The sequence below is a fragment of the uncultured Algibacter sp. genome (assembly GCF_947495675.1).
GTDB lineage: Bacteria > Bacteroidota > Bacteroidia > Flavobacteriales > Flavobacteriaceae > Algibacter_B.
In genome coordinates this window covers 63072-76864 of the sequence record NZ_CANLZX010000002.1, presented here as the reverse complement: position 1 = coordinate 76864, position 13793 = coordinate 63072, and the positions used below count along the sequence as shown (strand labels likewise).

11 protein-coding genes are annotated in these 13793 nt (G+C 31.9%); all 11 read right to left on the bottom strand.

The window, feature by feature from the left end:
- Positions 1-16 precede the first annotated feature (16 nt).
- A complete protein-coding gene (locus Q0842_RS02050; RefSeq protein WP_298493784.1) occupies positions 17-1315 on the bottom strand; it encodes an MFS transporter in 1299 nt (432 codons plus the stop codon).
- A gap of 27 nt (positions 1316-1342) precedes the next feature.
- The gene (gene uxaC / locus Q0842_RS02045; protein ID WP_298493781.1) at positions 1343-2743 is read right to left on the bottom strand and encodes a glucuronate isomerase; all 1401 of its coding nucleotides are present in this window, start codon (positions 2741-2743) and stop codon (positions 1343-1345) included.
- A gap of 11 nt (positions 2744-2754) precedes the next feature.
- On the bottom strand, positions 2755-3543 hold the full coding sequence (locus Q0842_RS02040; RefSeq protein WP_298493776.1) for a gluconate 5-dehydrogenase: 789 nt from the start codon (positions 3541-3543) through the stop codon (positions 2755-2757).
- A gap of 8 nt (positions 3544-3551) precedes the next feature.
- Positions 3552-4391: a 5-dehydro-4-deoxy-D-glucuronate isomerase gene (kduI, locus tag Q0842_RS02035; RefSeq protein WP_298493773.1), complete on the bottom strand. Its 840-nt coding sequence runs from the start codon at positions 4389-4391 to the stop codon at positions 3552-3554.
- A gap of 407 nt (positions 4392-4798) precedes the next feature.
- Positions 4799-6070, bottom strand: a complete 1272-nt coding sequence (locus Q0842_RS02030; protein ID WP_298493770.1) for an alginate export family protein — start codon at positions 6068-6070, stop codon at positions 4799-4801.
- A gap of 121 nt (positions 6071-6191) precedes the next feature.
- Complete coding sequence (locus Q0842_RS02025; RefSeq protein WP_298493767.1) at positions 6192-7022, bottom strand: ABC transporter ATP-binding protein; 831 nt, start codon at positions 7020-7022, stop codon at positions 6192-6194.
- Between the two features lie 7 nt (positions 7023-7029).
- A complete protein-coding gene (locus tag Q0842_RS02020; RefSeq protein WP_298493764.1) occupies positions 7030-7878 on the bottom strand; it encodes an ABC transporter ATP-binding protein in 849 nt (282 codons plus the stop codon).
- Positions 7879-7991: 113 nt separating this feature from the next.
- Entirely contained in the window at positions 7992-9098 is a 1107-nt protein-coding gene (locus Q0842_RS02015; protein WP_298493761.1) for an ABC transporter permease, read from the bottom strand.
- Between the two features lie 28 nt (positions 9099-9126).
- A complete protein-coding gene (locus Q0842_RS02010) occupies positions 9127-10521 on the bottom strand; it encodes a CmpA/NrtA family ABC transporter substrate-binding protein (RefSeq protein WP_298493758.1) in 1395 nt (464 codons plus the stop codon).
- 364 nt (positions 10522-10885) lie between these two features.
- Positions 10886-11635, bottom strand: a complete 750-nt coding sequence (locus Q0842_RS02005; protein ID WP_298493755.1) for a Crp/Fnr family transcriptional regulator — start codon at positions 11633-11635, stop codon at positions 10886-10888.
- Between the two features lie 175 nt (positions 11636-11810).
- The gene (locus Q0842_RS02000; RefSeq protein ID WP_298493752.1) at positions 11811-13715 is read right to left on the bottom strand and encodes a hypothetical protein; all 1905 of its coding nucleotides are present in this window, start codon (positions 13713-13715) and stop codon (positions 11811-11813) included.
- Between the last annotated feature and the right edge of the window lie 78 nt (positions 13716-13793).

Genomic DNA, 13793 nt, shown 5'->3' with positions numbered 1-13793 from the left:
ATGAAAATCACCTTTATTATTTAGTGATTAGTTTTAAATTTTCATCTAATGGAGTCATTTTTGGCATTAATAAATGGACCAAACCAAGGATGATTAAGTAACATGACCCTGCAATTAGAAAGGCCCAAAAATATCCAGAATTTCCGGCAGCATCTAATACAGAACCCAATGCAGCATCGGCAACAATACCTGCTACAGCACCAACCATCCCACCAATACCTACAACAGAAGCTGTTGCTTTTTTTGGAAACACATCAGACACAAGTGTAAAAATATTTGCAGACCAAGCTTGGTGTCCTGCAGCAGCAATACCAATAAGTACAATGGCTAACCATTTATTATCTGTAATTGCTACAAAACTTACAGGTAATATAATTAATGCACAGATTAAAAGTGTTATTTTTCTTGCTTTGTTTATTGCCCATCCTTTTCTAATGAATGCTCCTGATAGATAGCCTCCTAAAATACTACCTCCATCTGCTAATAAATAAATAACAAAAAATGGAAGCGCAATATTTTTAATATTTACGTCAAAAGTGGTTGCTAAAAATTTTGCTCCCCAGAATAAGTAAAACCACCAAACTGCATCGGTTACCTTTGCCAATGCAAATGCCCAAGTTTGTCTTTTATTTAGAACATTTTTCCATGGTAATTTTTCTTCACTTTCAACCTCAGAATCCTCTTGAATATAAGCTAATTCTTCTTTTGATACTTTGGGATGCACTTCTGGTTTTTTGTACATACGCAACCATAATAATACCCAAATAGCACTTAAAGCTCCTGTAATTAAGAATGGAATTTGCCAATTTTTTCCGTTTTCATGTACTATCCACCCTATTACAAAAGGTGCTGCTATAGCTCCAATACTTGTTGCTGCATTAAAAAGACCTGTTGCAAAAGCACGGTCTTTTTTTGGAAACCATTCAGCTGTTGTTTTAATAGCAGCAGGAAAGTTTCCTGCTTCACCAAAACCTAAACCAAACCGAGCAGCTGCAAAACCAATTACACTAAATCCTGGTCTAACCAATGCATGTAGCATTCCAAAAATACTCCAAATTGCAATAGATAAAGTGTATCCTTTCTTGGTTCCTAATCTATCTATTAATCCTCCCATAGAAAGCATTCCTAGTGCATAGGCGACTTTAAATGAAATCATGATATTTGCATAATCACTATTGGTCCAACCAAATAGTTTTTCTAAAGTTGGAGCCATAACACCAATTATACTTCTATCAAAGTAATTAATAGTAGTTGCAAACATTAATAGTGCTAGAATTCGATATCGATAGGTTCCTATTTTTTGTGCTTTATTCATAATTATTAATTTATGTCTATTTGATTTTTAAACCTTAAAATATTCTTTAGCATTATTATAACTAATATCCGAAACCATTTTACCGATCCATTCCATATCATTTGGTAATTCTCCTCTTAGAATTTCATCTCCTAAAAGATTACATAAAACTCTTCTAAAATATTCATGTCTAGGAAATGATAAGAAACTTCTAGAATCTGTTAACATTCCAACAAAACAGCTAATTAGCCCCATATTAGAAAGCGCATTTAATTGTTTTGTCATACCATCTTTTTGATCTAAAAACCACCAACCAGAACCGAATTGAACTTTTCCTTTAACACTACCGTCATTAAAGTTCCCTATCATGGTAGCCATTACTTCGTTGTCTGCAGGGTTTAAATTATATATTATGGTTTTTGTTAATTTATCTTTACTATCTAAAGTATTTAAAAATGCGGATAATTTTTGTGCTTGTGGATAATCGTTAATAGAATCCCACCCAGTATCTGGACCTAAAATACGATGCATACGTGCATTGTTATTTCTTAAAGCACCCAAATGATATTGCTGTACCCAACCATATTCATGATAAGTTTCTGCTAAGAAAATTAAAATAGCACTTTGAAATTTTAAAGCTTCTTCATTAGAAACTTCTTTTCCTTCTCTTTTCTTGGCAAATATTGTTTTTACCTCAGATTCTGTATAACTTTCAAAATAAATTTGATCTAATCCATGATCACAGACACTACATCCATTTTTATTAAAAAAATCGATTCTGTTTTTTAAAGCATCACATAAATCATTGTATGTTGAAATAGTTGTTGTTGTTGAATTTCCTAGAGAATCTAAATACTCATTATACCCATCAGCATTAATTAAAATAGCTTTATCTGGTCTAAAAGAAGTCCCAACTTTTACATTAAAATTAGATTTTTTAATTGCTTTATGATACTTTAAATTATCTGTTGGATCTTCAGTAGTACAAACATATTCAGCATTTACTTTATTTAATAATTGTCTGGTACTTAAAGAATCAGATGTTAATTGACTTTGGGTTTGTTCCCAAATTTTTTCTGCTGTTTTTTCACTTAATAAATCGGTAATTCCAAAATACCTTGTTAATTCTAAATGTGTCCAATGATACAAAGGATTACGCATTGTATAAGGTACTGTTTTTGCCCAGTTTAAAAATTTATCTTTATCTGAACCATCTCCAGTAATAAATTTTTCATTTATACCCAATGTACGCATTGCACGCCATTTATAATGGTCTCCATTTATCCAAACATTCGTTATATTATTGAATGTTTTATCCTCTGCAATTTGTTGAGGTGATAAGTGGTTATGATAATCTATGATTGGCTGATTTTTAGAATAATTATGATATAATTCTTCAGCATACTTATTTTCTAAGAGAAAATTATCGTGAATAAATTTATTGCTCATTATTTTGCTTTTTAATCTTCGTTAGAAGGCTTACCTATAGTTGCTAGTATTCCACCATCAACATATATTATTTGCCCATTTACAAAATCACTTGCTTTTGAAGCTAAAAACACAGCAGCCCCAACCAAATCTTCAGGATTCCCCCATCTAGCTGCTGGTGTTCTACTAATAATAAAATCATTAAAAGGATGGCCTCCTACGCGTATTGGTGCTGTTTGAGAAGTTGCAAAATATCCAGGACCAATACCATTTGTTTGAATATTATGTTTTGCCCACTCGGTTGCCATATTTTTAGTTAACATTTTTAAACCTCCTTTTGATGCTGCATAAGCTGAAACTGTATTTCTTCCTAATTCACTCATCATAGAGTTAATGTTAATTATTTTTCCTACTTTTCTAGATATCATTTTTCTACCAACGTATTTAGATACAATAAATGGACCTACAAGATTTACATCTATAACTGCTCTAAAATCTTTAGCTTCCATATCCTCCATAGGAACTCTTTTAATAATTCCAGCATTATTAATTAAGATGTCTATAGGACCTATTTCTTTTTCAATTAAGTCAATATTTCTATTAACTTCATTATCATCTGTAACATCAAAAACATAAGTATGTACTTTAAGCCCTTCACGTTCATATTCAACTTTTGCCTCATTTAACATATCAGGAGAATGGTTATTTACTATCAATTCTGCACCTGCATGACCTAATCCTTTTGCCATTGCCATTCCTAAACCATGAACTGCTCCTGTTACTAAAGCTCTTTTACCTGTTAAATCGAATAAATTTTTCATTGTAGCTACTATCTTATCTCGTTAATATTACATATATCCATATCACCATAGTCAAGGTTTTCTCCTGCCATTCCCCAAATAAAACTATAGGCACTTGTTCCTGAACCTGAATGAATGGACCAAGGTGGAGAAATTACAGCCTGCTCATTAGCCATCCAAATATGTCTTGTTTCTGTTGGTTGTCCCATAAAGTGACATACTGCCTGATCTTCTGGAACTTCAAAATAGAAATACACTTCCATTCTTCTATCATGAACATGAGCTGGCATGGTGTTCCAAGAACTACCTGGTTTAATGGATGTCATTCCCATTTGTAATTGACAAACATCAACCACACTATTAACTATATATTTTCTTAGTGTTCTTGCATTTGTAGTTTCTGCAGTACCTAATTCGATAACCTCAACATCGTCTTTACCAATTTTTTTTGTTGGAAAAACTTTGTGAGCTGGTGTAGAGTTTAAATAAAATTTGGCAGGATTATTTTTAGACTTACTAGAAAAAACAACCTCTTTAACATCTTTACCAACGTATAATGCTTCCTTATTCTCTAAATTATAAGTTTTTCCATCAACTTGAACAGAGCCTTCTGCTCCAATGTTAATAATACCTAATTCTCTTCTTTGAAGAAAATATTCTGATTTTAAAACATCTAAAGTTTCTAATTTCACATTATTTTCTACCGGAATAACACCTGCAACCATAAATCTATCATAATGTGAATAAACCCATTTTAATCTATCGGTTTTTAAAACTTTTTTGATCAAAAACTCATTTCTTAATTTTTGGGTGTTATATTCTCTTACATTTTCAGGGTTTGAAGCATATCTTGTTCTATAATTTTTCATGATACTATATTTAGTGTAATCGATTGCACAAATATATAGTTTTTTATTCAAAAACAATTTTTTATGATACAAAAAATTATAAATAATAGATTTTTAATTTAAAAATATTGATGAATAATTACTCTTAATCTGTTTTAAATTGTAACAAATTCAATGTATAAGAAGATTATTTATAAATAGTAAAAAGTACGATTATTTTATATTTGAATATTAAAATTTGTATGAAACATAAAGGACATATTATAATTTACTCTTTAAAAAAATCAATATTTTAAGTTTCGGTATTGTATTTTTATAAATATTTAAGAATAAAAAAAATCCCACCGAAGTGGGATTCATAAATTGGACCATAAAACTAATTAACATCTATAAAATGAAAATTTTATCCAATTCAACGATGACTTTTCTTAGTTTATAAACTTAGGTTTTAAAACGAGCATTACCCATCCCCAGTTTTGACTACTTGCAGCTAAATCTTCAGATATGCCCTTTAGTTCGTACATTCCATCACTAGCAAACATTTGAGAATATCCAGCGACTAATGCGTATCCTTTAAATTTCTTTTTAAACACTAAATCTATTTCTGTACCTAAAGACTTCTCTCCACTAGCTAATTCTTGCTCGCCACTAAAGTTTAAGGCTTTTACTAATAAACTAGAAGTTTCACTTAATTTAAAGTTTGCACTTACATGTACATCCACTAAACCAATTGAGTTTGCATGATTACCAACATAGAAATAATCCATTAACCCATTAAACTTATGATTTGTTCCATACAATGGGAAAAATGCGCCAGTTTCTCCAGCATCAGCATCATTACCACTTATAATTTCAATACCTGCACCTAAACCAACTTTAGGTGAAGCTTTATACGTGAAATCTAGACCTAATAAATGAGCTCCTTTTACATCTACTTCGCCTTGGCGTTTTCCAGATTGTAAATAAGCATTAGCAGCTAGACCAAATTTTCCAGAATTATATTTTAAATGTGTACCTAAAGTAAGTAAGCTACTTGTTCCATCTCCTGTAACGCCATCATCTTCATATTCTTGAAAACCATTGTTCATTAATAATAAACTACCAGAGAATTTTTCCCATTTTTGACTTAAATGCAACATTTGCATAGTTTTATATGAAAAGAAACCTGTAGTATCATAGGCTGTACCTGCAGATACAAAACCTGTTGGGTTACTATAATCTTGATTAAATGCCAAAGCAAAATCTAATTTAAAACTATCTTTTGAATATTTTAATAAAGCGGCATCATGATTACGACCTTGTTGTGCCCAATCTAAACCTCCAAGAATACGTTGATCATCATAAGATAATACTTGACGTCCTAATTTGGTTGAGAAACCTTCTCCTAATTTAATTTCTGCCCAAGCTTGAAATATTGCAAAAGAATTATTCTGGTCGTAAGGTAATATTTGTCTATTTTCTCCCCATACCATGACATCTTGAAAACTTAAAAAGAATTTATAAGCATCTGTATTATAGCCTGCTTTTAATCGTGCTCTTGTTGAGATTCCAAAACCCGCATCGGCATCATCGGCAATTAAACTACCAAATCCGTTTCTGTACTCTGTACGTGGTCTAAATTCTCCTTCTAATGTAAACTGTGCTTGTGCAAATTGAACTATCAATGCCATTAAGCCTATTAATACATATTGTTTTTTCATAGTTACTAGTTTTAAATTTTGATTGTTTGATTTATAATTTTTTGTTTATATATAGGTATCCTATTAATATGAAAAATTAGCTTTTTCATATTTTAATTTTATACTTAAAATATTGTATTGATTAATGCTCTAAGAAGTCAATTAAATGCTTTCTATATTTGTAATAATCTTCGTGTTCTAAAACCGCTTTTCTTGTTCTAGGTCTTTCAAAGTCTATATTTAAAATATCACCAATTTTTGCTTTGGGTCCACTTGTCATCATTACAACACGATCTGCCAAAAAGATGGCTTCATCTACATCATGTGTAATCATTACCGCTGTAATTTTTTCTTTATTCCAAATTTCTATTAGTATGTCTTGAAGTTCGCCTCTTGTTAAAGAATCTAACATTCCAAAAGGCTCATCAAGCAATAATACTTTAGGTTTTATAGCAAAAGCTCTTGCAATACCCACACGCTGTTGCATACCTTGAGAAAGCTCTGAAGCTCTTTTATTAAAAGCATCTTCTAGGCCTACTTTTTGTAAGTAATACTTTGCTATATCGTTTCGCTGCGCTTTTGTTGCGTGAGGAAAAACCTGATTAACTCCAAGCATGACATTTTGCAAGGTTGTCATCCAGGGCATTAAGCTAGGCGATTGAAAAATTACACCTCTATCTGGTCCAGGCCCTTTAATGTGTTTTCCTAGAACAGAAATATTACCACCTGAAATTGGATTTAAGCCAGCAATCATAGAAAGCATAGTGGTTTTTCCGCAACCGGAATGACCAATAATGGTCACAAATTCCTCTTTCCTAATTTGAAGATTTAAATCTTCCAGAACAACATAATCCCCTTTTGGTGTTGGATATACTTTCTTAAGGTTTTTCAAATCCAACATCACTTCATTAGAAGGAAAAAGACCATTATCAGTTAAACTAGTTGCTTTTTTATTTTCTATTATAGTACTCATAAGTATATTATTTAAACTGATTAACGAAATCTTTAGGGCTTAATTCTGGTAAAATAATTTGTTCCTTGTTTTCTGATTTTCTTTCGTCACCAATGTCCATCAAGTATTCAATAATAGCATTTCTTGTTTCCTTGAAATTTGCATTATCATTCATTTCTGTTTTATCACGAGGGCGTTCTAAATCAATTTTAAACTCTGGACCTAATGTTGCATTTGGCCCTGGACGTAATGGAATAATACGATCTGCCATATAAATTCCCTCATCCACATCATTAGTAATTAAGAGTGCGGTACGTTTATCTTTACCCCAAATATTTAAAATCTCATCTTGAAGATTTCCACGGGTTAATGCATCTAAAGCACCTAGTGGTTCGTCCATAATAATCATCTCTGGTTTCATAGCCAAAGCTCTAGCAACAGCAACACGCTGGCGCATACCACCCGATAATTCTTTAGGACGTTTATTTATAGCAGGTGTTAAACTCACCATTTCTACATAATTGGCAACAATCTCATTTAACTCCTTTTTACTCTTTTTAGGGAATGCTTCTTTAACAGCCATATATACATTTTGCCCTACAGTTAGCCATGGCAATAAAGAGTAGTTTTGAAAAATTACACCGCGTTCATGGCTAGTACCTTGCACAGGTTGCCCTTTAAATAAAACCTCTCCTTTTGTTGGCTCTAACAAACCATTAATTAAGTTCACTAAGGTTGTTTTTCCACTTCCTGTAAATCCTACTATGGCTACAAACTCACCTTCTTCTATTTTCAAATTAATGTTTGAAAGCACTTCGGTTTCGTTTTCACCTTGCCCGTAAGTTTTATAAATATTATTTAATTCTAAGTATGCCATTTTTATTTTTTTTTGGGCGTTACCACAAGGGTCGGGCTTTCACTACTCGCTTCCTCATGCTTCGGGAAGCTCAAACATGCCGTTCAATCCCTAACGCAAATTCGTAACTTTAATTAAATTGCATCAGTCTTATCAAAACTTACCCAGTTTTGTATGGTTAACATTAATCGATCTAATAAGAATCCTATAATACCAATTACAAACATGGCAACTATAATTTTAGCATTAGAGTCGTTTGCTCCATTTTGGAATTCTTCCCAAACAAACAATCCTAAACCTGGACTTTGGGCTAATAACTCAATAGCAATTAAAACCATCCAAGCAACAGATAATGTGATCTTTAAACCTGTAAAAATTAATGGTAAAGACGATGGTAGCACCACTTTAAATATCTTTTGAAAATTACCAAGCTTTAATACTTTAGCAACGTTTATATAATCTTTATCGACACTAGACACTCCCATTGCAGTATTTACAAGAGTTGCCCACATTGAACATAAACCAACACTAATAAACGAAATGGTAAATGAGCTATCTTCATTAGAATCAATCAGTAATGTCTTTACAATCATAAAAACCAATAAATACCAAACTACTGGAGATACGGGTTTAAAAATTTGAATAAACCAGTTAAATGCACTTTTTAAAGTAGGACTTAATCCAATAAATATTCCTAATGGTACAGCAATAAATAATGCTAATAAGAAACCAGCAAAAACCGTTTTTAAGCTTCTAAATATTTGGTCTACAAATGATGGTCTACCTGTATAAGTAATAGCATCTAACCCATCTGCAATACGTGTTTCATTTAATGCTGCAGTTTTTTCTATAAATGCCGCTTTATCTGCTGCAATAATGTTATGATCTCTTAATAAAGATTTATAAGAGTCCCAAACTTGACTAGGAGACGGTAATGTATTTGGCTGGCAACTAGACTCTCCAGAAGCAATACATGTTCGTAAAGCATCAGCCGCCGCTGGACCTTGATCTGTCAAGGCTTTTTCTATTTTAAAATCTGCTTCTATGTTGTATAGCGTTTTAGCCCCCATATGCCACAGACCAATAAATAAAAGAATGGAAGCAAGCGGTACGACAATTTTGCGCAGAAAATTTATAAAATCTTGCTTTTCTAGCTTCCCAGTAAATAGATCTTTTATTGTGCTTAAAAATCCTAACCCAATAAATTTGGTTACTTTTCCTAATGTTATACTTTGCTTCATCGTTTTATTTATTTGTTTACTTTACTAATTATTGTACAGCTTTATCTTTGTTACCAATTTTAAAACTATTGATATATGATATTGGGTCTTTGGCATCATAAGTTGTTCCATCTATAAAATCTGCTGTTGCAGGTTTGTACCCATCTGTTGTTGGAATATCTCCTGCTGGAATATTACCTTCTTCTACTAAAAGTTTAGCCGCTTTAGTCCAGATATCTGGTCTGTATATGTCTTTTATTGTATTAGCATACCAATCTGCAGGTTTTGATTCTGGAATTTGTCCCCATCTTCTCATTTGAGTTAAGAACCAGATACCATCAGAATAAAACGGGTAAGTAGCATTATACTTATAGAATACATTAAAATCTGGCATCTCACGTTTGTCTCCTTTTTCAAATTCGAAAGTACCTGTCATAGAATTTGCTAATACAGCCTCTGGCGCACCAACATATTGAGACATAGATAATATTTTAACAGCTTCTGGTCTGTTTGATGGTTCATCTAACCATTTACCTGCTCTAATTAATGCTTTAGTTACAGCAATTGCAGTATTTGGGTTTTCTTCAACAAATTTCTCTGTCATTACAAAAACTTTCTCTGGGTTGTTTTTCCAGATATCATAATTAGTTGTTACTGGAACACCAATACCTTTAAATACAGCTTGTTGATTCCAAGGTTCTCCTACACAATAACCATAAATAGTTCCTGCTTCAAGAGTTGCTGGCATTTGTGGCGGTGGCGTTACAGATAATAAAACTTCTGCATCAATTTGTCCCTGTACATTATCTGCAGTATACATACCTGGGTGTATTCCTGCAGCAGCTAACCAATATCTAATTTCGTAGTTATGTGTAGAAACTGGAAATACCATTCCCATTTTAAAGGCCTTACCATTGGTCTTATATTCATCAATAACTGGCTTTAAAGCTTCAGCTTTTATAGGATGTATTGGTTTTCCATCTGCTCCTTTAGGTACATTTGGTTTCATTTTAGACCAAACATCGTTAGAAACAGTAATACCATTTCCATTTAAATCCATTGAAAAAGGAGTTACTAATTTAGCTTGACGACCAAACCCAGCACCTGCTGCAATTGGTTGACCTGCCAACATGTGAGACCCATCTAATTGACCATCAATAACTCGATCTAATACGTTTTTCCAGTTTGATTGTGCTTCAACCGAAACAAATAAACCTTCATCTTCAAAAAACCCTTTTTCTTTAGCAATTGCTAAAGGCGCCATATCTGTTAATTTTATAAAACCAAAAGTTAATTGTGGTTTTTCAATAGCTAATGTTTTTGTTTTTGAAGTTTCAGCAGCTGTGTTTTCAGCTAATTTATCTTTCTTCTCTTTACCTCCACAAGCAATTAGTAAGGCTGCTACAGGTAAAATCCAAGTTGTTTTTTTAAATAAAGATTTCATTTTTTATATGAGTTTTAAATTAATCTAAGTATTAATACTTATTTAAGACAAATATATAAGTAGACTTAATTCTATTTCATGATTATACCCATGTAAAAACCTCTTTTTAAAACATAACAAAACCTGCAAAAAAACATACTTTAATCATAAATCAATGTAAATCAATATTTTAAACAATCACATTAGTGTATGTACTCTTACTTAATATTACTTGAATTTGATTTAAATTACTTAGTTAATACATTCTAAATACTAACACTCAATTAGGGAATAAATGCGTTAGGAATTGAAAAAGAAAGCCCAACCCTTGTTCTAGCCTGCCTCCCGACATAAAGGAGCCCAAATAATTAATTAAAACAACAGATTAACTATCTAAGAAATAGTTATGCTCGCTAATTTCGTTTTTAAGAGTTTGAACATTAATAATACCAATTTTTTTTCCTTGTGTATTAATAAGACGCTCTTTTTTAAGTAAGGAGAACACACGAATAACTTGCTCTTCTGTTGTACCAGCGTAATCTGCGTACTCTTTTCTGCTTAGAGGTAAATTTATAAAGCCTCTTAAATCGCCAAACTTTCGGTGTATATACAATAAGGTGTCAATAACGCGCTCGCGCACCGTCATTTGAGAAATAGATTTCACTTTATTCTCGCTACGATTAAGTTCATTAGCGTAAAAGAGCATCATATCGTAAGCAAATTTGGGGTTTTTAAGCAATGCTTCTTGAAGATGTTCTTTCGAGAAATAATGCAATTTTGTATCTTGAAGAGCAATAGCGCCAATGGAATAATATTCTTGTGTACCAAAACCACGATGTCCTACAATTTCACAAGGTTTTGCAAAACGAACAATTTGCTGGCGACCGTTTATGCCTGTTCTAAAAACTTTTACAGTACCACTTTTTATAAAAAACAATCCGTTAACTGGAGCGCCTTCTATAATGAATTGCTGACCTTTTTTACAGTTAATTACGGCATTACTTTGTGGTAGTTTTGAATTAAAAAGAGCTTCGGCGTTATTATGAATGAGACAATTTGCAGTTTTACAAACACTACAAGATCCGTCTAGAGACGTCTTGATTTCTAATTTATTAGATGTTGGTGTAAGATGCATTGCGAGTTACATTTAAATCAAAAATAAGTAATAATACTTAATTTATACAAATAAATACGTATTTTTAAAGAGTAAACAAAATATGTAAGTTATATTTTTATAATCCTAAATAATATATTAAGAATATTATGCAATCTGTATTTTAAATCTTTTAATATTTTATTAGTGCGTATTTTTACCACTTAGGCATTATACATTCTTTACTAATTTCTTTTAATATAGGGTCTAGACCAATTTCTATGGCTTGTCTCATAACTTTGGAAGTATCTTTATGACATTGCAAGCAAGCACCCACCAAAAGAAGTCTTTTTTGTTCTTGTACAGTAAAAGGTCTGAAATCTGTTCGAGTAGAGTTTATGGTTTTTTTGTCAACCTTTTTCAAAAAAGGAATCCAAGCATCTTCTGGTAAATTATCATGACTGTTTAATGCGTATTCGGGTGTAAATACCCATTCGCCACTATTTCCTTTTATATCGTAAACCAAAGTACCATTACCATAGCCTAAAGTAGCAGAATTTGAGTGGCAAGATGCACAATCACGCACCTCTTTTGTTGTTGTATGTGGTGAATTTGGCGCATATAATCTGTGAAATAAAAGTGACTCTCCTGTAGTTTTTTGAGTATAACTATTTAAATCAATAGTCATAATCATTCCAGGAATTGCAGGTTCTATATGTTTTCCTTCACTATTTTCTCGAACTCCCATGGCTGGAAGTGATGATGAAAACTCCGCTACATACTCTTTCCATTGTCCTTTTGTATACTTTTTATCTAACAGATCAAAAGCACTTGGTTCTTCTTTATCAAATTCATTATGGCAACCTATGCAACGTGGAGTCCATGAAGAATGACAAGTTGCACAACTCACATTTTTATGGGCGCTATCTCTAGAACAAACATCCCCCTGAGGTTTTAAAGCATGTAACGCTCCATCCTTTTTACCAATTAAATAAGCATCACCAAGGCTATCTACATAGGTATTCACTAATGGGTGATTATCCTTTTTAACAGCTATAATTTGTTTATCGTTATGCTTATAATCTCGGTGATAAAAAACAAGCATACTTTCTGTATCTAAAGAGTCATAAGAAATAGTGTTAGGTTTATCTTTAAAATGACAATCTATACATTGAATTTTTACAGCTTGCTCTTCGTGTGCATACCTTATACCATCTCCCATAACTTCATGAGATGAATGGCAATCAATACATAACATACCTTTTGTATGATGTACATCTTCTTCAATATATTTATAAACACGTTTATCTTCTAAAACCTCAAAGCCCGATTTGTTGTTTACATCTGTTTCTTCCAACAAGGTTTCTTGCAAGCCTATATAATTTGTAGAAATTCTACTTGAACGACTATGACAACCAAAACAATGGGTATCATTAACAAAAATATCTGTTGAAGGATGAAATTTGGGTAATTCTGTTTTATTTGAAGTTAAATAATTATCTAGGTCTATTAATGCTTCATTTGAATAATTTAGATGACACGCATTACAACCCCCACCTCTACTCTTTTGATTTATAGATCCGAAAGTTGTTTTTTCTGCTCCTAAATGACAGTTAGCACATAAGTCTCTTAAATGTTTGTCTGCTGCCGAATTTTTTAAATCCTTAATATGATAATGATAATCCAAACTATCAGCTTCACCAAAAACAAATTTATCTACTGCTACAAGTCCACTATTTGTTGTCATTAAAGAGTTTTCTACTTTATGCAATTCATTTGGATGACACTTACCGCAGGTTTGTTTTGCATCAGATAAATTTCCAGGAATTAAAACCATGCCTTTATGAGCTTCTTCTTTGTTAGATGAAGTAATATTACCTAAATGACAACTTGCACAGCCAATATTTTCTGGATTATGAAACTTAGAATATCCTTTTGTGTTTTGATGACATAAAAAACAAGATTCTTGAGTTGAAACAACGTCACTTTCATTAACATTTTCAATAACACTTTTATATACACCTTCTGACTCAAAGATTGTCTTATTTTTTACGTATAATAATATAGAAAACAATAGTATAACTATTATAAATAGTACTCTTGAATATTTTTTTTTCTTCATTCAGGTTTACAATTATTCAAATTTACAATAATTTAGAAAGACAATTATCAAAACATTCCGAATACTATTAAAGACATT

Coding starts and splice junctions, on each gene's coding strand:
- Q0842_RS02015 (WP_298493761.1), bottom strand. CDS start 9,098: ATGAAGCAAAGTATAACATTAGGAAAAGTAACCAAATTTATTGGGTTA.
- uxaC (WP_298493781.1), bottom strand. CDS start 2,743: ATGAGCAATAAATTTATTCACGATAATTTTCTCTTAGAAAATAAGTAT.
- Q0842_RS02010 (WP_298493758.1), bottom strand. CDS start 10,521: ATGAAATCTTTATTTAAAAAAACAACTTGGATTTTACCTGTAGCAGCC.
- Q0842_RS02040 (WP_298493776.1), bottom strand. CDS start 3,543: ATGAAAAATTTATTCGATTTAACAGGTAAAAGAGCTTTAGTAACAGGA.
- Q0842_RS02000 (WP_298493752.1), bottom strand. CDS start 13,715: ATGAAGAAAAAAAAATATTCAAGAGTACTATTTATAATAGTTATACTA.
- Q0842_RS02050 (WP_298493784.1), bottom strand. CDS start 1,315: ATGAATAAAGCACAAAAAATAGGAACCTATCGATATCGAATTCTAGCA.
- Q0842_RS02025 (WP_298493767.1), bottom strand. CDS start 7,022: ATGAGTACTATAATAGAAAATAAAAAAGCAACTAGTTTAACTGATAAT.
- Q0842_RS02005 (WP_298493755.1), bottom strand. CDS start 11,635: ATGCATCTTACACCAACATCTAATAAATTAGAAATCAAGACGTCTCTA.
- Q0842_RS02020 (WP_298493764.1), bottom strand. CDS start 7,878: ATGGCATACTTAGAATTAAATAATATTTATAAAACTTACGGGCAAGGT.
- Q0842_RS02030 (WP_298493770.1), bottom strand. CDS start 6,070: ATGAAAAAACAATATGTATTAATAGGCTTAATGGCATTGATAGTTCAA.
- kduI (WP_298493773.1), bottom strand. CDS start 4,391: ATGAAAAATTATAGAACAAGATATGCTTCAAACCCTGAAAATGTAAGA.